Annotated in this window: 22 protein-coding genes; 14 read left to right on the top strand and 8 right to left on the bottom strand. The window is 62.9% G+C overall.

Going from position 1 to position 19,500, the window contains the following annotated elements; genetic code table 11:
- Positions 1 to 227: 227 nt before the first annotated feature.
- The 5 genes from NKH35_RS06955 to hslV form a co-directional block, all read right to left on the bottom strand.
- Positions 228 to 1,184, bottom strand: coding sequence for a DUF1402 family protein (locus NKH35_RS06955; RefSeq protein ID WP_352913909.1), 957 nt, complete (start codon positions 1,182 to 1,184; stop codon positions 228 to 230).
- Between the two features lie 322 nt (positions 1,185 to 1,506).
- Positions 1,507 to 2,820 carry an ATP-dependent protease ATPase subunit HslU gene (gene hslU / locus NKH35_RS06950; RefSeq protein WP_023672325.1) on the bottom strand — a complete coding sequence of 438 codons (1,314 nt, stop codon included), beginning with the start codon at positions 2,818 to 2,820 and terminating at the stop codon, positions 1,507 to 1,509.
- Between the two features lie 4 nt (positions 2,821 to 2,824).
- Positions 2,825 to 3,424 carry a DUF2585 domain-containing protein gene (locus NKH35_RS06945; protein WP_352913907.1) on the bottom strand — a complete coding sequence of 200 codons (600 nt, stop codon included), beginning with the start codon at positions 3,422 to 3,424 and terminating at the stop codon, positions 2,825 to 2,827.
- Between the two features lie 4 nt (positions 3,425 to 3,428).
- The gene (locus tag NKH35_RS06940) at positions 3,429 to 3,956 is read right to left on the bottom strand and encodes a GNAT family N-acetyltransferase (RefSeq protein WP_352913905.1); all 528 of its coding nucleotides are present in this window, start codon (positions 3,954 to 3,956) and stop codon (positions 3,429 to 3,431) included.
- Complete coding sequence (gene hslV, locus NKH35_RS06935; protein ID WP_023672322.1) at positions 3,946 to 4,497, bottom strand: ATP-dependent protease subunit HslV; 552 nt, start codon at positions 4,495 to 4,497, stop codon at positions 3,946 to 3,948. Before hslV ends, NKH35_RS06940 begins: the two co-directional genes overlap by 11 nt.
- A gap of 237 nt (positions 4,498 to 4,734) precedes the next feature.
- On the opposite strand from hslV, the gene hisB reads away from it, so the two are divergent.
- The 12 genes from hisB to NKH35_RS06875 all read left to right on the top strand — a co-directional run bounded on the left by hisB (position 4,735) and on the right by NKH35_RS06875 (position 13,702).
- The gene (gene hisB / locus NKH35_RS06930; RefSeq protein WP_352913903.1) at positions 4,735 to 5,334 is read left to right on the top strand and encodes an imidazoleglycerol-phosphate dehydratase HisB; all 600 of its coding nucleotides are present in this window, start codon (positions 4,735 to 4,737) and stop codon (positions 5,332 to 5,334) included.
- A 4-nt stretch (positions 5,335 to 5,338) separates the two neighbouring features.
- Positions 5,339 to 5,815 carry a DUF2628 domain-containing protein gene (locus NKH35_RS06925; RefSeq protein ID WP_352913902.1) on the top strand — a complete coding sequence of 159 codons (477 nt, stop codon included), beginning with the start codon at positions 5,339 to 5,341 and terminating at the stop codon, positions 5,813 to 5,815.
- Between the two features lies 1 nt (position 5,816).
- The gene (gene hisH / locus NKH35_RS06920; protein WP_023710436.1) at positions 5,817 to 6,467 is read left to right on the top strand and encodes an imidazole glycerol phosphate synthase subunit HisH; all 651 of its coding nucleotides are present in this window, start codon (positions 5,817 to 5,819) and stop codon (positions 6,465 to 6,467) included.
- A gap of 1 nt (position 6,468) precedes the next feature.
- Positions 6,469 to 6,759 carry a DUF1330 domain-containing protein gene (locus NKH35_RS06915; protein WP_023710435.1) on the top strand — a complete coding sequence of 97 codons (291 nt, stop codon included), beginning with the start codon at positions 6,469 to 6,471 and terminating at the stop codon, positions 6,757 to 6,759.
- A gap of 3 nt (positions 6,760 to 6,762) precedes the next feature.
- Complete coding sequence (gene hisA / locus NKH35_RS06910) at positions 6,763 to 7,509, top strand: 1-(5-phosphoribosyl)-5-[(5-phosphoribosylamino)methylideneamino]imidazole-4-carboxamide isomerase (RefSeq protein ID WP_023694622.1); 747 nt, start codon at positions 6,763 to 6,765, stop codon at positions 7,507 to 7,509.
- Positions 7,506 to 8,342 (top strand): arginase family protein, encoded by an 837-nt coding sequence (locus tag NKH35_RS06905; protein ID WP_023727856.1) that lies wholly within the window; start codon positions 7,506 to 7,508, stop codon positions 8,340 to 8,342. Before hisA ends, NKH35_RS06905 begins: the two co-directional genes overlap by 4 nt.
- The gene (gene hisF, locus NKH35_RS06900; RefSeq protein WP_023695992.1) at positions 8,339 to 9,145 is read left to right on the top strand and encodes an imidazole glycerol phosphate synthase subunit HisF; all 807 of its coding nucleotides are present in this window, start codon (positions 8,339 to 8,341) and stop codon (positions 9,143 to 9,145) included. The genes NKH35_RS06905 and hisF overlap by 4 nt, the downstream gene beginning before the upstream one ends.
- Positions 9,146 to 9,153: 8 nt before the next feature.
- A complete protein-coding gene (locus tag NKH35_RS06895) occupies positions 9,154 to 9,477 on the top strand; it encodes a phosphoribosyl-ATP diphosphatase (protein WP_023672314.1) in 324 nt (107 codons plus the stop codon).
- Positions 9,478 to 9,609: 132 nt separating this feature from the next.
- Positions 9,610 to 10,569 carry a type I pantothenate kinase gene (gene coaA, locus NKH35_RS06890; RefSeq protein ID WP_023672313.1) on the top strand — a complete coding sequence of 320 codons (960 nt, stop codon included), beginning with the start codon at positions 9,610 to 9,612 and terminating at the stop codon, positions 10,567 to 10,569.
- Positions 10,570 to 10,641: 72 nt separating this feature from the next.
- Positions 10,642 to 11,679, top strand: coding sequence for a glycosyltransferase family 2 protein (locus tag NKH35_RS06885; protein WP_156033673.1), 1,038 nt, complete (start codon positions 10,642 to 10,644; stop codon positions 11,677 to 11,679).
- Between the two features lie 2 nt (positions 11,680 to 11,681).
- Complete coding sequence (locus tag NKH35_RS06880; protein ID WP_050588916.1) at positions 11,682 to 12,131, top strand: GtrA family protein; 450 nt, start codon at positions 11,682 to 11,684, stop codon at positions 12,129 to 12,131.
- Positions 12,128 to 13,702, top strand: coding sequence for a hypothetical protein (locus NKH35_RS06875; protein WP_352913897.1), 1,575 nt, complete (start codon positions 12,128 to 12,130; stop codon positions 13,700 to 13,702). The genes NKH35_RS06880 and NKH35_RS06875 overlap by 4 nt, the downstream gene beginning before the upstream one ends.
- On the opposite strand, the gene NKH35_RS06870 is transcribed toward NKH35_RS06875, so the two are convergent.
- The 3 genes from NKH35_RS06870 to NKH35_RS06860 form a co-directional block, all read right to left on the bottom strand.
- Complete coding sequence (locus NKH35_RS06870) at positions 13,665 to 14,297, bottom strand: alpha-ketoglutarate-dependent dioxygenase AlkB family protein (RefSeq protein WP_023710431.1); 633 nt, start codon at positions 14,295 to 14,297, stop codon at positions 13,665 to 13,667. The genes NKH35_RS06875 and NKH35_RS06870 overlap by 38 nt on opposite strands.
- Positions 14,298 to 14,447: 150 nt before the next feature.
- Positions 14,448 to 14,882: an alternative ribosome rescue aminoacyl-tRNA hydrolase ArfB gene (arfB, locus tag NKH35_RS06865; RefSeq protein ID WP_023672309.1), complete on the bottom strand. Its 435-nt coding sequence runs from the start codon at positions 14,880 to 14,882 to the stop codon at positions 14,448 to 14,450.
- 86 nt (positions 14,883 to 14,968) lie between these two features.
- Positions 14,969 to 16,579 (bottom strand): phosphoenolpyruvate carboxykinase, encoded by a 1,611-nt coding sequence (locus NKH35_RS06860; RefSeq protein ID WP_023710430.1) that lies wholly within the window; start codon positions 16,577 to 16,579, stop codon positions 14,969 to 14,971.
- 346 nt (positions 16,580 to 16,925) lie between these two features.
- Between NKH35_RS06860 and NKH35_RS06855 the strand changes: the two genes are divergently transcribed.
- Together NKH35_RS06855 and NKH35_RS06850 are read left to right on the top strand one after the other, a co-directional pair.
- The gene (locus tag NKH35_RS06855; RefSeq protein WP_010912942.1) at positions 16,926 to 17,627 is read left to right on the top strand and encodes a response regulator transcription factor; all 702 of its coding nucleotides are present in this window, start codon (positions 16,926 to 16,928) and stop codon (positions 17,625 to 17,627) included.
- 85 nt (positions 17,628 to 17,712) lie between these two features.
- Positions 17,713 to 19,494, top strand: coding sequence for a sensor histidine kinase (locus NKH35_RS06850; RefSeq protein ID WP_352913895.1), 1,782 nt, complete (start codon positions 17,713 to 17,715; stop codon positions 19,492 to 19,494).
- Positions 19,495 to 19,500: the final 6 nt, after the last annotated feature.

The following is a 19,500-nucleotide window of genomic DNA, read 5'->3' as shown; positions in this document are numbered from 1 at the left end:
TTGTGGGGAGGGTCGCTGCGAAGCAGCGGGGTGGGGGTGCGGCACCGGGCGCCCCCCCGCGCGGCGGGGCGCCCCCCCCCCCCACCGCGGGGGGGGCGGCGGGCGGCGGCCCCCCCTAACAACCCCCGCCCCCGCGCGGGGGGGGGGGGGGTGCGGCACCGGCCCCCACCCGGACCTGCGGTCCGACCTCCCCACAAAGGGGGAGGTAGACGGCTGAGCTAAGCCCGCTAAAACAGCGCCTTCAGCTCGTCCAGCTTGTCGTTGACCAGCCAGCCGTAATAATTCTCCTCGGGCAGTTTGACCGCCTCACCCGCTGCGCGACGTCTGTCGTTTTCAACCTTCAGCGCATAGGCGCGCTGCTCGGGATTGCCGACATTGTAGAGCGTGGCGGTCAGCCCCGGATTGCCTGAGATGTCGAAGCCGGCAATGTTTTTGTAGGCGTCGATCGACTTCCTGATTGTCGCTGCCACGTAGGGCAATGTCAGATCCGGATCCATGATGGTCTTGTAGACCCCATTGGGATCGGCGACATCGAGCTCGGGCAGCCCTGACACCTTGTGCACGAGATCGCTCATCTGCAGCGCGGTCAGCGGGTTGAGCTGGCCGAGGCCAAAGGTCTGGCCGGCATAGTAGGGCTGGAAGAAGGTGGCGCCGAAGCGGTCGTTGGGAAAGCTTGTGCCGCCGACGGTCTTGCCGCGGAAGGAGCGGTTCCACACCTGCTCGCGGCATTCCCACAGGTCGTAGCTGTCCGACATCGTGCACTTTTTGAATTCCGGCCGCTGCACGAAATCGGTGATGTCCTCTCCGTCATAGGCGAAGGACAGCTTGCTGGAGAGGTAGGAAATCGCCTTGACATAGTAGGTCTGCAGCCGGTCGTAGGCGTCGACATTGTAAGTGTGCTCGCCGACGATGGCGCCGACGATGTGCAAAGGATTGATGCCGTAGGCAGCGGCGGCCTTCCTGATCTTGGCGCGCAGTTCGGCGTCGTTCTGAAGCAAGGCGTAGACCTTGCGGTATTTGGCCTGGAAGGTGGTGTTGGTCGCCTGGGTGCGGCGGCTGGAGGCGCCCGGTATGTCGGGCTGCACGACATTGCGGTTCCCCGCCGGCACCAATGTCGCCGCGTCAGCCGCGAACAGCGTCGCCGCCAGCGTCAAGCCGAGAATGACAAGGATCAGTTTTTTCATGCGCCGCCGCCCAAGCAATTCCAGGAAAGTGTGAAACGGCTTTCCGTCCGGAATTGCGTCTAGAGAATTGCGCGCAAACTAGGGAGTGCTCCCGGTCGAGTCGAGAGCGCCCCTGCAGCCGGCAAGACGAAAGGTGGTCCGATGATACCATCCGGCCACACATCAACCTGTTAGCCGGATTGTTGCCTAAGCATCGGCCCAAAGATCGAAACCGATTTTTGGAAAGTCCGATGCATCGATTCAATACTGCTAGAGCGACCTTTGCGTGTCCAAAGGACGCGCGGCGCTCTAATACCGGCGCCGGATGAACCGGCGCCCTCGTTTAAAGGATGAATCGCGACAAATCTGTGTTTCGCGAGAGGTCGCCGACATGCTTTTCCACATAGGCGGCATCGATGGCGACGCTGGTGCCGTTGCGGTCGGGCGCGTCGTAGGAGATCTCGTCCAGCACGCGCTCCATCACCGTCTGCAGGCGTCTCGCTCCGATGTTTTCGACGCTGGCGTTGAGGTCGACGGCAATGCCGGCCAGCGAATCGATGGCGTCGTCGGTGAAGGTGAGATCGACGCCTTCGGTCTTCATCAGTGCGATATACTGCTTGATCAGGCTTGCCTCGGTCTCGGTGAGGATGCGAATGAAATCATCCTTCTCCAGCGCCCGCAACTCGACACGGATCGGCAGGCGGCCCTGCAATTCCGGCAACAGGTCGGAGGGCTTGGAGACATGGAATGCGCCCGAGGCGATGAACAGTATGTGGTCGGTCTTCAACGGTCCGTATTTGGTCGCAACCGTCGTGCCTTCGATCAGCGGCAGCAGGTCGCGCTGCACGCCTTCGCGCGAGACGCCGGCGCCCATGCCGCCTTCGCGCGAGGCGATCTTGTCGATCTCGTCGAGGAAGACGATGCCGTCATTTTCGGTCGCGTCGAGCGCCCGGCGCACCACCTCGTCCTGGTCGAGCAGCTTGTCGGACTCGTCGTTGACCAGCAGCGCGTAGGATTCCTTGACCGTCGTCTTGCGCGCCTTGGTCTTCTTGCCACCCATCGCCTTCGACAGCATGTCGTTGATGTTGAGCACGCCGATATTGGCGCCCGGCATGCCGGGGATCTCGAAGCCGGGCATGCCGCCGGTGCCGGTGTCGGCAACCTCGATCTCGATCTCCTTGTCGTCGAGCTCGCCGTCGCGCAGCTTCTTGCGGAAGGAATCGCGGGTCGCCGGGCTCGCCGTCTTGCCGACCAGGGCTTCAAGGACGCGCTCCTCGGCATTGAGGTGCGCGCGCGCCTTCACGTCCTCGCGCATCTTCTCGCGCACCAGGCCGATGGCGATCTCGACCAGGTCGCGGATGATCTGCTCGACATCGCGGCCGACATAGCCGACTTCGGTGAACTTGGTGGCCTCGACCTTGACGAAAGGCGCACCGGCGAGCCGCGCCAGGCGGCGCGAGATCTCGGTCTTGCCGACGCCGGTCGGGCCGATCATCAGGATGTTCTTCGGCATCACCTCTTCGCGCATCTGGCCTTCCAACTGCTGGCGGCGCCAGCGGTTGCGCAAGGCAATGGCCACGGCGCGCTTGGCGTCCTTCTGGCCGATGATGAAGCGGTCGAGTTCCGAAACGATTTCACGGGGAGAGAAGGTGGTCATATCACTAGATTCCACTTTGCCACTGCTTGATGGACTCGAACGGATGCAGCAGCATGATCACGTTGAGCGTCAGATTGTCCCGGATGAGGTAGCCGACACCCAGTTCGAAGATGAGGGCGAGGCCGACGATGCTCCATATAGGTAGCTTTCGCGCCATCACAAATCCCAGCATCATGGCCAGTGTGTCGGATACCGAATTGATGATGCTATCGCCATAGTAATCCAGCGAGATGGTGCCGGCGCGGTAGCGCTCGATGATGAACGGGCTGTTTTCCAGGAGTTCCCAGCCGCCCTCGATGACGACGGCGAAAGCCAGGCGCAGACCGATTGGCGAGCGCGGGAACAGGAACCAGGCCAAGGCGTAGAACAGGAAGCCGTGGATGATGTGCGAGAACGTGTACCAGTCGGAAATATGCTGGGAATTCTCCGAACTGTTCACCACACCGTGCCAGAGTTTGACGTACCCGCAGGTGCAGATCGGCGTGCGGCCCATGCCGTAAAGGGCGCCGGCCTGGAAGATGAGCAGAGCGAGCGCGAGCAGAAGCCCCATCCGCCAGCTGTCTTCGTAGGCCGAGTAATTTTTGGCAGTTCCCGGTGTCGCCATCAACTCATTCCCCTTCTTCCGCGTCGCCGTCTTCGGCATCGGCAGCCATCAGCACGACGTCCCCATATCTAGAGTGCCTGCGATCGATAGCCCTGAAGCCCGCTTTTTCATAGGCGCGGATGGCGCGGCCATTGTCGGGATGCGGATCGATGATGATGCGCGGCGCGCCTTCATCGAACAGTTGCTCGACGAATTGCCTGACGATCGCCGAGCCATGACCTTTGCCAACCAGGTCCGGCACGCCGATCGACAGGTCGATGCCGAGCGTGCCGAACGGCTGGTCGGCATAGGGATGGCCATCTTCCAGATGCGGATCGTAGCTCTGCAGATAGGCGATCGGCCTGCCGTCGAGCTCGACGATCAGCGGCTCTACAGAAATTGAGTCAATGTGCTCCCGGATTTCGGCGATTTCCGTCTCCGGATCGTCCCACCATTCGGCGACATGCGGCTCGGCCAGCCAGCCGGCGATCATCGGCAGGTCTTTTTCGGTAACCGGTCGAAAATCATAGAGCACCGGCGGGTTAGCCGGCATCGAGCGTTTCGACAACAAAGTTGTTGTTGGTGTAGACGCAAATGTCGGAGGCGATCTGCATCGCCTTGCGGGCGATCTCCTCGGCATCCTTGTCGCTGTCCATCAGCGCGCGGGCAGCGGCCAGCGCATAGTTGCCGCCGGAACCGATGGCCATGACGCCGAATTCGGGCTCCAGCACGTCGCCGGTGCCGGTGAGCGCCAGCGAAACCGACTTGTCGGCCACCAGCATCATCGCTTCCAGCCGGCGCAGATAACGGTCGGTGCGCCAGTCCTTGGCGAGCTCGACGCAGGCGCGCGTCAACTGGTCGGGATATTGTTCGAGCTTGGCTTCGAGCCGCTCCAGAAGGGTGAAAGCATCCGCCGTGGCGCCGGCGAAACCGGCAATGACATTGCCGCCCTTGCCGATGCGGCGCACCTTTTTGGCGTTGCCTTTCATGATGGTCTGGCCAAGGCTGACCTGGCCGTCGCCGGCGATCACCACCTTGTTGCCCTTGCGCACCGTCACGATGGTCGTGGCGTGCATGCTCAGTTCATTCGACATTTTTAGCTCCGATTCGCGCGATCCCGATAAGGCGATTGGCGCGCGGTACGAGTGATTTCGATCGGCCATATGTATGCATGGGGCGGGTGATTGCAAACGGCGTCCGCCATGGCCGGTGGCTGTCCGCATCGCAACTGGCAATCGCCGGATCATGCTGCTAGAAGGCTTTCGTTTTCAAGCAAATGACAGCTTGGAACCCCGTCTTGAGTTTCGAACCCCTCAGCCAAGGACAAGGTCATGGCGTCCCGTTCCGCCGAAGTCAGCCGCAAGACCAAGGAAACCGAGATCAGTGTCTGGGTCCATGTCGACGGCACCGGAAAATCCGACATGTCGAGCGGCGTCGGCTTCTTCGACCATATGCTGGACCAGCTGTCGCGCCACTCGCTGATCGACATGACGGTGAAGGCGAAGGGCGACCTGCACATTGACGACCACCACACGGTCGAGGACACCGGCATTGCGATCGGCCAGGCGCTGGCCAAGGCGCTGGGCGAGCGGCGCGGCATTATGCGCTATGCCTCTGTCGACCTTGCCATGGACGAGACGCTGACGCGGGCCGCGATCGACGTGTCGGGCCGTCCGTTCCTGGTCTGGAATGTCGCCTTCTCGTCGCCCAAGATCGGCACGTTCGACACCGAACTGGTGCGTGAATTCTTCCAGGCGCTGGCGCAGAATGCCGGCATCACGCTGCATGTCACCAACCATTACGGCGCCAACAATCACCATATTGCCGAGACCTGCTTCAAGGCGGTGGCGCGCGCGCTGCGTTTCGCACTGGAGCGCGACCCGCGCCAGCCGGAAGCGGTTCCCTCCACCAAGGGATCTCTGAAAGGGTAGGCTGATGGCCATCTATGTCGTGATGGAACCGCCAGGCCGCACCGAGGCGGCCGACGCACCCATTTTTGTCCGCGACGGTTTTTCCTGGCTGGCTTTCCTGGTGGCGCCGCTGTGGCTCGCCTGGCACCGGCTTTGGATCGAGGCCGCGCTCGCCTTCGTCGCCATGGGGTTTATCTCGGTGCTCGGCCAATGGCTGGGACTGGACTGGGCCGGCTCCGCATTGTCTTTACTGGTCTTGCTCTATATCGGGCTGGAAGGCCAAGGGTTGCGGCTCGCAGCCCTTCGCCGCCGCGGCTGGCATGCATGGGGCGTCGTCGAAGCCGACAATCCTGACGATGCCGACATCCGCCAGACACTGGACGCCGAGGCGCTTGCCGACGAGCCGGCGCCGCTGCCGCGCATCGTGCCGGACGCCAGCCTGGCCCGGCCGACGCAGACCGGGCTGACGCTGGGCCTGAGCCATACGCCGGGAAAAGCCTGAGATGCGGGTTGCCATCATCGATTACGGGTCGGGCAATCTGCGCTCGGCCACCAAGGCCTTCGAGCGCGCCGCGCATGAAGCCGGCATTGCCGCTGCCATCGAGCTGACCGCCGATGCCGAGCGTGTGCGCAGCGCCGACCGCATCGTTTTGCCCGGCGTCGGCGCCTATGCCGATTGTGCGGCGGGCCTGCGCGGCGTCGCCGGCATGTGGGAAGCGGTGGAAGAGGTAGCGATCGCCAAGGCGCGGCCGTTCCTCGGCATCTGCGTCGGCATGCAGCTGATGTCGGAGCGCGGCCTGGAAAAGACCGTGACCAAGGGCTTCGGCTGGATTGCCGGCGACGTCACGGAGATCACGCCCGCCGATCCGGCACTGAAGATCCCGCAAATCGGCTGGAACACCATCGATCTGGAGCGCAAGCACCCGCTGTTTTCCGGCATTGCAACCGGACCCAAGGGTCTGCACGCCTATTTCGTTCATTCCTATCATCTCGACGCGACAAAGCCGGACGAGGTGCTGGCCGTCGCCGATTATGGCGGCCCGGTAACGGCGGCGGTCGCGCGCGGCAACCTTGCCGGCACGCAATTCCATCCGGAAAAGAGCCAGGCGCTCGGCCTGGCACTGATCACCAACTTCCTGCGCTGGAGGCCTTGAGATGAGCAAGAAGGGTTACTGGATGGCGATGGTCGATGTGACCGATCCGGAAAACTATCCGAAATACATCGCCGCCAACAAAGCGGCGTTCGACAAATACGGCGCGAAATTCCTGACGCGAGGCGGTCAGTCGTCATGCCCGGAAGGGCCATCCGGCAATCGCCATGTGATCGTCGAGTTCGAAAGCTACGAGATCGCGCTGGCTTGCTTCCATTCCCCCGAATACCAGGCAGCGCTGAAATTCCGGCGCGCTTATTCGACCTCGCATTTCGCCATTGTGGAAGGGGTCTGAACGGTGATCCTGTTTCCGGCCATCGACCTCAAGGACGGCAAGTGCGTGCGGCTGAAGCACGGCGATATGGCGACCGCGACCATCTACAATGACGACCCTGCGGCCCAGGCCAAGGCCTTCGAAGAGCAAGGGTTTGAATGGCTGCATGTCGTCGACCTCAACGGCGCCTTCAAGGGCCAGAGCGTCAACAGCGCGGCGGTCGGCGCCATCCTCAAGGCGACGAAAAACCCGGTGCAGCTCGGCGGCGGCATCCGCACGCTGGCGCAGATCGAGGACTGGCTCGACCGCGGGCTGGCCCGCGTCATCCTCGGCACGGTGGCGGTGCGCGATCCCGACCTGGTCCGGGAAGCCTGCAAGGAATTTCCTGGAAAGATCGCCGTGGGCATCGATGCCAAGGGCGGCAAGGTGGCGGTCGAAGGCTGGGCCGAGGCCTCCAGCCTCGGCGTCATCGAACTGGCGCGGAAATTCGAGGGCGCCGGCGTTGCCGCCATCATCTACACCGATATCGACCGCGACGGCGTTCTGACCGGCATCAACTGGGATGCCACGATCGATCTCGCCGACGCGGTCTCGATCCCGGTCATCGCCTCGGGCGGGCTGGCTTCGATCGCCGACATCGTGCGCATGACCATGCCCGATGCGAAGAAACTGGAAGGCGCCATCTCCGGCCGCGCGCTCTATGACGGGCGCATCGACCCGGCCGAGGCGCTTGCGGTGCTGCAGGGCAAGGCGATGGAGACCCGGCCGTGAAAATTTCCATCATCCTGGCCTCCTATGACAGCGGCCACTATCACGGCGGCATGGGCCGAGGCCCGGATGCACTCGTCGCCGGCGGGCTGGTCGACGCGCTGACGCTCTCCGGGCATGACGTCGTCGTCACCGATATCGGCAGGGTTGGCGACGAACAGCAGCGCGAGATCGCCACCGGCTTTGCCGTGTGCGGCGCCGTCTCCGGCGAGGTCCGCATCGCCATAGACCGCGGCCGGCTTCCCATCGTGCTGGCCGGCAATTGTCTGACATCGGCCGGTGCGGTTGCCGGCGAGGATGCCGATGCGATCATCTGGGCCGACCAGCATGGCGATCTCAACACGCCGGAGACGTCCATCTTCGGCTTTCTCGACGGCATGGCGCTGGCCACGGTTCTCGGCCTGTGCTGGAAGCCGATGGCCTCGGCCATCCCCGGCTTCAAGCCGATCGATCCGGCGCGCTGCGTGCTGGTCAACGCGCGCGATCTCGATCCGGCCGAAACAGAGCTGTTGAAGACGTTGCCGGTCATCCGCACCGAATGCCCGGACTGGGCGACGGCGAGCGGCAGGCTGAAGGCGCCGGATGCGAAGCGGGTGCACCTGCATCTCGATCTCGACGTGCACGACCCCGGGGCGCTGCAGGTCAACCGCTACACCACGCCCGGCGGCCCGGAGCCGAAACAGCTGCGTCAGGCTGTCTGCGGCATGGCCGGCCTGCTGCCGATTTCCGGCATCACCATTTCCGCCTACGATCCGGCGTTCGATGCGCAGGCCGAGGTTCCGCCGCTGGTCGGCGAACTGCTCAGCGAGTTGCTGGCGACGATGGAGAAGGGCTGATGCTGAAGGCCCGAGTCATCCCTTGCCTCGACGTCAAGAACGGCCGCGTCGTCAAGGGCGTCAATTTCGTCGACCTCATCGATGCCGGTGATCCGGTCGAGGCGGCCAAAGCCTATGACGCGGCCGGCGCTGACGAGCTTTGCTTTCTCGATATCACCGCGTCGTCCGACAACCGTGAAACCATCTTCGACGTCGTCGCCCGCACCGCCGAACAGTGCTTCATGCCGCTGACCGTCGGCGGCGGCGTGCGCCAGGTGGCCGATATTCGCAAACTGTTGCTGGCCGGCGCCGACAAGGTGTCGATCAACACTGCGGCGGTGAAGAACCCCGATTTCGTCGCGGAAGCCGCCGACAAGTTCGGCAACCAGTGCATTGTCGTCGCCATCGACGCCAAGAAGGTGTCGGCACCCAATGAAGCCGACCGCTGGGAGATCTTCACCCATGGCGGCCGTGAAAAGACCGGCATCGATGCGGTCGAGTTTGCGCGAAAAATGGTCGATCGCGGCGCCGGCGAGATTCTTTTGACCTCGATGGACCGTGACGGCACCAAGGCCGGTTACGACATTGCGCTGACCCGCGCGATAGCGGATGCGGTGCGCGCGCCGGTCATCGCGTCGGGCGGCGTCGGCACGCTCGACCATCTGGTCGAGGGCATTCGCGACGGCCACGCCGGCGCCGTGCTCGCGGCCTCGATCTTCCATTTCGGCACTTACACGATTGCGGAAGCCAAGGCGCATATGGCCGAGGCCGGGCTGCCGATGCGGCTGGACTACCCGGTTCAATCCACTCCACAAAGGCTGTAGGTTGCGCCATGGCTGAATTTTCGCTGTCCGATCTGGAAACGATCATTGGCGAACGCGCCCGTTCCGGCGACCCGGACTCGTGGACGGCAAAACTGTTCGCCAAAGGCATCGACAAGGCGGCGCAGAAGCTTGGTGAAGAGGCAGTCGAGACGGTGATTGCCGCCGTCAAAGGCGACAAAAATGCCCTCGTTTCCGAAAGTGCCGATCTCATATATCATTGGCTCGTCGTGCTTGGCATGGCCGGCGTTTCGCTGGGCGAGGTGCTGAAGGAGCTTGAGGGCCGTACCGGCCGTTCGGGCGTCACTGAAAAGGCATCCCGGCCGAAAGGCTGACCGCGAGAGCCGGATGATTTCGGGCCGAGGCCTTAAATCTGAATCCGTCTCTAAATTGATAGAGGGAGCATGTTGTCGCCCGAAAACCGCTTCACACTTTTCGGCCTCATGCTCTAGAGGGCAGGAAACTCGATGGACCAGCTCGCTCCGACCGAGAAATATTCCCCCTATCGTTTCTTCTCGGCCGAGCAATGGTCGAACTTCCGCGCCGACACGCCGATGACGCTGGGCGAAGACGAGATCAACCGTCTGCGCTCACTGAACGATCCGGTCGACCTGGAAGAAGTCAAGCGCATCTATCTGTCGCTCTCGCGGCTGCTTTCGGCGCATGTCGAGGCCAGCCAGTTGCTGTTTCGCCAGCGCCAGGCCTTCTTCAACGCGCTGGATGTGGTCAAGACACCGTTCATCATCGGCATTGCCGGTTCGGTTGCGGTCGGCAAATCGACCACGGCGCGCGTGCTGAAGGAGCTTCTGGCGCGCTGGCCGTCGAGCCCCAAGGTCGATCTCATCACTACCGACGGGTTCCTGTTGCCCAACAAGGTGTTGCGACGCGACAATCTGATGGAGCGCAAGGGCTTTCCCGACAGCTACGATGTCGGTGCGCTGCTGCGTTTCCTCTCGGGCATCAAGTCGGCGCAGCGCAATGTCCGCGCGCCCGTCTATTCGCATTTGACCTATGACGTCATTCCCGGCGAGTTCGTCACCATCGACCGGCCCGACATTCTGATCTTCGAAGGCATCAACGTTCTGCAGCCCGGCAAATTGCCGAAGGACGGCAAGATCGTGCCGTTCCTGTCGGATTTCTTCGATTTCGCCATTTATATCGACGCCGACGAAAAGCTGATCCACCAATGGTACATCGCCCGCTTCATGCGGCTGCGCGAGACGGCCTTCCGCAATCCGGACTCCTTCTTCCACCGCTATTCGCAGCTTTCGGAAGACGCCGCGCGCGCCATTGCGGAAGGCTTGTGGGCCAACATCAACCTGAAAAACCTGCGCGAGAACATCGTGCCGACACGGGCGCGCGCCGACCTCATCCTGCGCAAGGGCGCCAATCATTTGGTCGAGGAAGTGGCGCTCAGGAAACTGTGACGACTGGGTTAACGGCGCCTTAGGCAATCCCGGCTAGTTTTTGCTGCAATTCCAGCGGGTCGGGAGCAAGCGGTGATCAATGCGAGCGATGCCGGGGGCCGCCAAGCCCCGGTCTATTCCCTGGTCATTCCGATCTTTAACGAGGAAGCGGTGCTACCGCTGCTGGTGCGGCGGATCCGCATGCTGCTGGACGCGCTGGACGGCCGTGCCGAAGCGATTTTCATCGACGATGGCAGCCGCGACACCAGCCTCATCTTCCTGCGCGGCATGGTTGCCGAGGACGATCGCTTCCGGCTGATTGAGCTGTCGCGCAATTTCGGCCACCAGATCGCCATCACGGCCGGCATGGATGCTGCCGCCGGGGACGCCGTCATCGTCATGGATGCCGACCTGCAGGACCCGCCGGAGGTGGTGCTCGATCTCGTCGCCAAGTGGAAAGAAGGCTACGAGATCGTCTATGCGCAGCGCATCCGGCGCGAGGGCGAAACCTGGTTCAAGCGGGTCAGCGCCAATCTGTTCTATCGCGCGCTCGAGCAGATGACCTCCGTCAGCATTCCGCGCGATGTCGGCGATTTCCGCCTCGTCGGCCGCAAGGCGCTCGAGACTTTCAAACGCATGCCCGAGCGTGACCGCTTCGTGCGCGGCATGTTCGGCTGGATGGGTTTCAAGCAGACCGCCGTGCCGTTCGAGAGGCCGACGCGGGCAGCAGGCGAAACCAAATATCCGTTCTGGAAGATGGTCCGGCTGGCCGTGCACGGTATCATCAGCTTTTCCGACAAGCCGCTGCGGCTGGCGCTATGGGCGGGTCTGGCCATTTCCGGTCTCGCCGCCCTGCTTGGGCTCTACGCGGTGTTTTCCTGGCTTTTTGTCAGCGGCGTCGTCCATGGCTGGACATCGACGGTGGTGATCATTTCCTTCCTGTCGGGCATCAATCTGCTGATGACCGGCGTCATCGGCCTTTATGTTGGCGGCATTCATGCCGAGGTGAAACGGCGGCCGCTTTACGTCGTCGACCGGCTGACCGGCTTCGAGGAAGCGATCGCCGCCATCAGCAATTCCCAGACGTCGAAAAAGACGCCGCCCGCGACGCACGAACGCCGGTTCGGTTGACTGTGCGCCAGGCGGTCAACGATCCTTTGCCCGGCTACCGGTTCTGGTCATGGGCCATGGGCCGTTCGGAGCCGGCGCGAATCCTGCGGTTTGCTGCAATCGGCGGCGTATCGACCCTGATCTACGCCGTGCTGACCTTGGCCCTTTCGGCTCTGCATGGCTTTGGCAGGCCTGCGACAATCGCCTCGGTCGCTGGCTATGGCGCCGGCGCGGTGTTCTCCTATTGCGGGCATCGCTTCGTGACGTTCATGTCGGACGGCTCGATTGGCTTCGAGATCGTCCGCTTCGCCTGCGCCACGGCGATCGGGTTTCTGCTCTCGGTCGGGCTGGCTATGATCCTTACCGACGTAGCTGGACTGCCGCCATTGGTGCCAGTGGCAATCGCTTCCATCCTGGTTCCGGTCCTGAACTTCATTATCCTGCGCAAATTCGTCTTCGTGGCGGCCCGATGAGTACGGAGACCCGCACTTCGCTCATCGAGAGATCCGCCCTGACTTCGGCCCAGGGCAGCTCGCGAACGCTGCCACCGACCAGGGTCATCTGCCTGCTCGTGCTGGTGGCGGCCGTGCCCTGGCAGATGCGCTGGGGCGTCATACCCGACACCAGTTGGGCAATCACCATGTCCGAGAAGGTGCTTGCCGGCTCACGGCTCTATGTGGATCTCTTCGAGGTCAATCCGCCGTTCACGCCGTGGATGTTCATGCCGGCCGTGGCCTTGGCGCACGCTCTCGGCATTTCGCCGGAAGTCGTCATTCATCTCTATGCCTATACGATCTGCCTGCTGGGTCTCGGCATTGCCGCGCGGATCGCTAGATTGGCCGGCTTTGCCGAGAACCATGTGCTGTTCTCGATGCTGCCGCTGTTTCTGGCACTGCTGATCATTCTTCCGGGCAACGCTTTCAGCGAGCGGGAACATCTGGGCATCGCCCTGTTTCTGCCGTTACTGGTGTTGATGGCTTGGCGCGCCGCGCCGACGGAAGGGCGCACCCCGAGCTTGTCGATAGCGGCATTGGCCGGCCTTTGTGGCAGCGTCCTGGTGCTGGTGAAACCCTATTATGCGCTGATGGTGCTGGTTCCGGCGCTGTACGTGGCCTTTCAGCGCCGGTCGATCTGGTCGCTCTTCCGCATCGAATACTGGGTAATCGGCTTGGTCTGCGTCGCCTATCTCGTCGCCGTGCTGTACTTTTATCCAGAGTTCCTCAACACCATCTATCCGGTGCTGACCGACACTTATATGCGGCTGCGGGTGGTGCAAGCGCTGTTGGTCAAGTATGCACCAGCCTATCTCATCGCTCTCTACATGTTGCGCTCGCTTCGGCCGGGCCTCGCCCTGTCGCCGATGATCGTGGTGTTCGTCCTGGCGTCATTGGCCGCCACCGTGCCTCTCGTCTACCAGGCCAAGGGCTGGCCCTATCATGCATTCCCGGCGATCAGCCTGATAGCGGCGGCGTTGCTACTCAGAGCCATCCAGATTGACCCGGCGAGGCAATCGCTATCGGGCATGGGGCTGGCGCGGATGCTTTTGCTTGCCGCCACCATTTTGGCCAATGCTGTCCCCTTCTGGCCCAGCCAGAAGCCCAGCGCCGATTTCGTCGCGACGATAAATGCCGCGGTAGACCATCCGAAGGTCGCGCTCATAGGTTCGGACATTGCGGCGGGCCATCCGCTGACGCGAATGGTCGGCGGGAGCTGGATCTCGACGTACTGCAGCGATTGGCTCGGGGGATTTGCTACCTATTTCGCGAAGGTCGAGGCGCAAAGCGGCAACGAGGCGGGGGCCGAACACTACAAGCGGATCACCGATCGCTACATCGATGACAAGGTTGCCCAACTCGAAACCAACCAGCCATCGCTGGTCATTGTGCAGAAGGAGGACATCTTGTGGCTGACCGAGCTTTCCGGCCGGCAGGATTTCGTCCGCTTCATGCAACACTATCGCCAGATCGCGGAGGACGATACGTTGAGGGTCCTTGTTCGCGACGACTTTAGCCGGGCTCCGTCACCCGCCGCAGCGTCAGATTGATCCGGCCGCCTTTTTTCAGCAGCGCCGAGGTCGACGGATAGATGCGGTCGACGCCGTGGAAGCAGAGCCGGCCTTCGCCGCCGAGCACGACGACGTCGCCGCTTTTCAGGCGGAACGATTTGGTACCGCCGTCGCGTGTGGCCCCCCTGCCCGTCACTTGGCCGACCCGGAACAGGCAATCGTCGCCAAGTGACACCGAGACCACTGGGGCCGAGAAATCGGCTTCGTCGCGATCCTGGTGCAGACCCATTTTGGCGTCCTGCGTATAGAAATTGACCAGGCAGGCCTCCGGCGGATTCGGATAGGCGGCGACCTCCCGCCACAATTGCAGCAGCGCGTCCGGGATCGGCGGCCATGGCTCTCCGGTGAGTGGGTGCGTTGGCTGGTAGCGATAGCCCAGCTCCTTGTCGGTGACCCAGCCGAGCGTGCCGCAATTGGTCATGCGCACGCTCATCTCCTTGCCGGTCCGCGGCATCGCCGGCACGTACAGCGGCGCCCGCTGTACAATTGTCCTCACCTCTTCGACCAGCGCTTCCTGCGCCGCGCGGGACAGATAACCAGGCAAGTGGCGGACGCCTTTGGGCAGAACGAGCATGACTTCGCCTCCGGTTGATACTGAAACCATGCCACCGCCAATCAGAAACGGCGACCCGAAGCCACCGTTGTCGGCCTCCCTTTCTGTGGCAATGGCGAAACCTTGCGGCTGCGGCAGGGGAGGCCGCTTTATGCGCAGTCGGCGCGGTCCTTAGTCGTTCTCTACCCGGCCGCGCAGCTTTTTGATCGTGCCGCGCCCTGCCTTGCTTTGCAGCCGCCGCTCCACCGAGCCTTTCGACGGCCTGGTCTTCTTGCGCGGCGGCGGCGGCGGTTCCGCGGCCTTGGCGACCAGCGCCGTCAGCCTTGCCCGGGCATCGGCCCGGTTCTGCTCCTGGGTGCGGAAGCGGCCGGCCTCGATGACGATGACGCCGTCCTTGGTGGCGCGCTGGCCGGCGAGCTTGATCGTGCGCGCGCGCACGCGTTCGGACAGGCCAGCTGCATTGGCGGCGTCGAAGCGCAATTGGACGGCGGTCGCCACCTTGTTGACGTTCTGGCCGCCGGGACCCGACGAGCGGATGAAATCCTCGTGCAGGTCGCCCGGATGGATTACGGCTTCGTCTGATATGATGATGTCGTCGATAGGCATGCCGCAGTCATGGCGCGGCGGACCAAAAAAGAAAAGGCCCGATCGAGACCGCGCCTTTCAAGGATGCTTCGGTGAAGATGCCTGGACTATTCCGCAGCTTCCTGCAGGCGGGGTGCTGCGCCGAGCACGACGGCATCGACATGGCTCTCGAATTTCTCGAAGTTGACGGCGAACATGCCGACCAATCGCGCTGCCTGCCGGTCATAGGCTGCCTTGTCGGCCCAGGTCGAACGCGGGTCGAGAATGGCGCTCTCGACGCCAGGCACCGCAACCGGCACCTCGAAGCCGAAATTGGCGTCAGTGCGGAAACCGGACGCCTTCAGCGAACCGTCAAGCGCTGCGGCCAGCAAGGCGCGCGTCGCCTTGATCGGCATGCGCTTGCCGGTGCCGTAGGCGCCGCCGGTCCAGCCGGTGTTGACCAGCCAGCAATCGGCGCCGTGGCGGGCGATCAGCTCGCGCAGCAGATTGCCGTATTCCTTGGGGTGGCGCGGCATGAACGGGGCGCCGAAGCAGGTCGAGAAGGTCGCTTCCGGCTCGGTAACGCCCTTCTCGGTGCCGGCCACCTTGGCGGTGTAGCCGGAGAGGAAGTGATACATCGCCTGCGCCGGGGTCAGCCGTGCGATCGGCGGCATGATGCCGAAGGCATCGGCGGTCAGCATGATGATGTTTTTCGGGTGGCTGGCCCGTCCGCTCTTCGAGGCATTGGGGATGAAATCCAGCGGATAGGCGCAGCGCGTGTTTTCGGTGAGCCGGCCGTCGTTGAAGTCCGGCACGCGGTCGGCGTCGAGCACGACATTTTCCAGCACCGTGCCGAAGCGCTGCGTGGTGGCGAAAATCTCCGGCTCGGCCTCGGCCGACAGCCGGATCGTCTTGGCGTAGCAGCCGCCTTCGAAGTTGAAGATGCCGTGCGGTCCCCAGCCGTGCTCGTCGTCGCCGATGAGCGTACGTGACGGATCGGCCGACAGCGTCGTCTTGCCCGTCCCGGAAAGCCCGAAGAAGATCGCCGCGTCGCCGGCCGGGCCCTCATTGGCCGAGCAGTGCATCGGCATGACGCCCTTTTCCGGCAGCAGATAGTTGAGCATGGTGAACACCGATTTCTTCATCTCGCCGGCATAGGAAGTGCCGCCGATGAGCACGATCTTGCGGGTGAGATCGACCGCAATCACCGTTTCGGTGCGGCTGCCGTGGCGGGCCGGATCGGCGCGGAAGGACGGCAGGTCGATGATCGTCATCTCCGGCACGAAATCCTCAAGCTCGGCGGCCTGCGGGCGGATCAAAAGATTGCGGATGAACAGCGAGTGCCAGGCGAATTCGGTGATGACCCGCGTCGGCAGCTTCAGCTCGGCATCGGCGCCGCCGACGAGGTCCTGCACATAGAGATCGCTATTCGCGGCGTGGACAAGGAAATCGGCGAGCAGCATTTCGAACTGGCCCGCCGAAATCGCCTTGTTGTTGTCCCACCAGACATGGGGCTCGGTGGCGCCATCGCGGACGACAAACTTGTCCTTGGGCGAGCGGCCAGTGTGCTGGCCGGTCTCGGCAAGCAGCGCGCCGCCGGCGGTCAACCGGGCCTCGCCACGACGGATCGCTGCCTCATAAAGGGCGGCCGCACCAAAATTATAATGCACCGTGCCGGTGGTTTTCAGGCCGATACGATCGATCGCGCAAGCAGAATTGCGTTTGCCGACTTCCGACATCAAGGGTCCCTTCTTCTGGATTCGCCGCACTTTGCCGGCGCGTTTCCGGCGAGCCCGCGTTAGGGGCTGAGACGGTGAGGACCAGAAAACTCGAATGATATCAAATCATTAATCGATTTAAAAATTTTGAAAGTTGTTTAAATCGTTTATATGTGCAAAAAATCACGGTGGTTGCCCAAAGGATTGGCACACAGTGTTCGTCCAACCCGTGTAGAGGTTCCGATGGGGCCGCCGGCAAGCCGTCCGCGACAGCGGGTGGAGCCTGTGCCACATTTTGTACCTAATTTGTCCTGCAAAAGCCCCTTCTCTAAGACAGAAGGGACAGCTCATGAGGGAGCCGCTTGAAATGGCAACAATCGCGCTTGTCGATGACGACCGCAACATTCTGACATCGGTGTCGATCGCCCTCGAGTCCGAGGGGTATCGCGTCGAGACCTACACGGATGGTGCGTCGGCGCTGGAAGGCCTGGCGGCGCGGCCGCCGAATCTCGCCATCCTCGACATCAAGATGCCGCGCATGGACGGCATGGAGCTGTTGCGCCGGATGCGGCAGAAGTCCGACCTGCCGGTGATCTTCCTGACCTCGAAGGACGATGAGATCGATGAGCTTTTCGGCCTCAAGATGGGCGCCGACGATTTCATCCGCAAACCGTTCTCGCAGCGCCTGCTGGTCGAGCGGGTGCGCGCCGTGCTGCGCCGCGCCAGCGCCCGCGAAGCTGCGGCAAAGGCGCCCAGCCAGCAGGCCCGTTCGCTGGAACGCGGCCAGCTCGTCATGGACCAGGAACGCCATACCTGCACCTGGAAGGGCGAGCCGGTGACGCTGACGGTCACCGAATTTCTCATCCTGCACTCGTTGGCGCAGCGCCCCGGCGTGGTAAAAAGCCGTGATGCGCTGATGGATTCCGCCTATGATGAGCAGGTCTATGTCGACGACCGCACCATCGACAGCCACATCAAGCGGCTGCGCAAGAAGTTCAAGGCCGTCGATGACGACTTCGAAATGATCGAAACCCTTTACGGAGTCGGATACCGGTTCCGCGAAGCTTGAGTTGATGCATGTCGCCCAAAAGTGGTCGCGGTTTTTGGGACGACGACATGCATAAAACCAAAGACTAGGCGGGAGCTGCTATTCGATGGCAGTGGATGTACAGCGGAGCAGACGAACGAGCGCTGTCAGGCGGTCGCGGATTCTGCCCGCATTCCTGTCGAGGTTGACGGTGCCGATGCGCCGCTTCCTCGGCCACCACATCTTTTCCAGCCTGACCCGGCGCATCCTGTTCCTCAACCTGGCCGGTCTCGCCGTGCTGGTCACCGGCATCCTCTATCTCAACACCTTCCGCGACGGGCTGATCGACGCCCGCGTCGAAAGCCTGATGACGCAGGGCGAGATCATCGCCGGCGCCATTGCCGCGTCGGCGACGGTCGAGACCGATTCGATCAGCATCGATCCAGAAAAACTGCTTGAACTGCAGGCCGGCGAAAGCCTGGGGCCGGGCTCCGACCAGCTCGACAATCTGGATTTCCCGATCAATCCCGAGCGCGTCGCGCCGGTGCTGCGGCGGCTGATTTCGCCGACGCGCACCCGGGCCCGCATCTATGACCGCGACGCCAATCTGCTGCTCGATTCGCGCCATCTCTATTCGCGCGGCCAAATCCTGCGCTACGACCTGCCGCCGGTCGAGGACGAGCAGCCGGATATGCTGGAGCGCGTGCAGAAATTCGTCTTCGACTTCTTCCGCAACAAGGACCTGCCCGTCTACCATGAGCAGCCCGGCGGCAACGGTGCGGCCTTCCCGGAAGTGGTCAAGGCGCTGACCGGCAGTCCATCGACGATCGTGCGGGTGAGCGAACAGGGCGAGCAGATCGTTTCGGTGGCGGTGCCGATCCAGCGCTTCCGTGCCGTCCTCGGCGTGCTGATGCTGTCGACGGAAGGCGGCGACATCGACAAGATCGTCGCCGCCGAACGCAAGGCTATTTTGCGCGTGTTCGGCATCGCCGCCCTGGTCACCGCCATCCTGTCGATGCTGCTCGCATCCACCATCGCCAATCCGCTGCGCCGCCTATCGGCGGCGGCAGTGCGGGTGCGGCGCGGCGTCAAGAGCCGCGAGGAGATCCCCGACTTTTCCGACCGCCAGGACGAGATCGGCAATTTGTCGGTCGCGGTGCGCGACATGACCAATGCGCTCTATGCCCGCATCGAGGCGATCGAAAGCTTCGCCGCCGATGTCTCGCACGAGCTGAAGAACCCGCTGACCTCGCTGCGCAGCGCGGTGGAGACCTTGCCGCTGGCCAAGAACGACAATTCACGCGGCAGGCTGATGGAGATCATCCAGCACGATGTCCGGCGTCTCGACCGGCTGATCACCGACATTTCCGATGCCTCGCGCCTAGACGCCGAACTGGCGCGTGAGGATGCCGCCACGGTCGATTTGAAGAAATTGATCACCGATCTCGTCGCCGTGTCGCGCGAAGCGACGCGCAACAAAAAGGCTGTCGAGATCGAATTCAAGGCCGCCAAGCTGCCGCAAGGCGTCAAAGGCTATTTCGTCACCGGCCATGATCTCAGGATCGGCCAGGTCATCACCAATCTGATCGAGAATGCCCGCTCCTTCGTGCCGGAGGACCACGGTCACATCGCCATTTCCCTGGCACGCTCGGGCAAGGTCAACATCGTCACCGTCGACGACAACGGCCCCGGAATCCGCGCCGACGCCATCGACCGCATCTTCGAGCGCTTCTACACCGACCGCCCGGCCGGCGAGGCGTTCGGCCAGAATTCAGGGCTTGGCCTGTCGATATCCAGGCAGATCGTCGAAGCCCATGGCGGCACGCTGACCGCCGAGAACATCCCCGGCACCAAGCCCGGCGACATCAAGGGCGCGCGCTTCGTCGTTACGCTGCCGGCCGAAGGCTGATCGCGG

Source organism: Mesorhizobium sp. M1143, assembly GCF_040318435.1.
Classification (GTDB): Bacteria; Pseudomonadota; Alphaproteobacteria; order Rhizobiales; family Rhizobiaceae; genus Mesorhizobium.
Note: the sequence above shows the minus strand (reverse complement) of the source record. Positions and strands in the feature narration are given on the sequence as shown.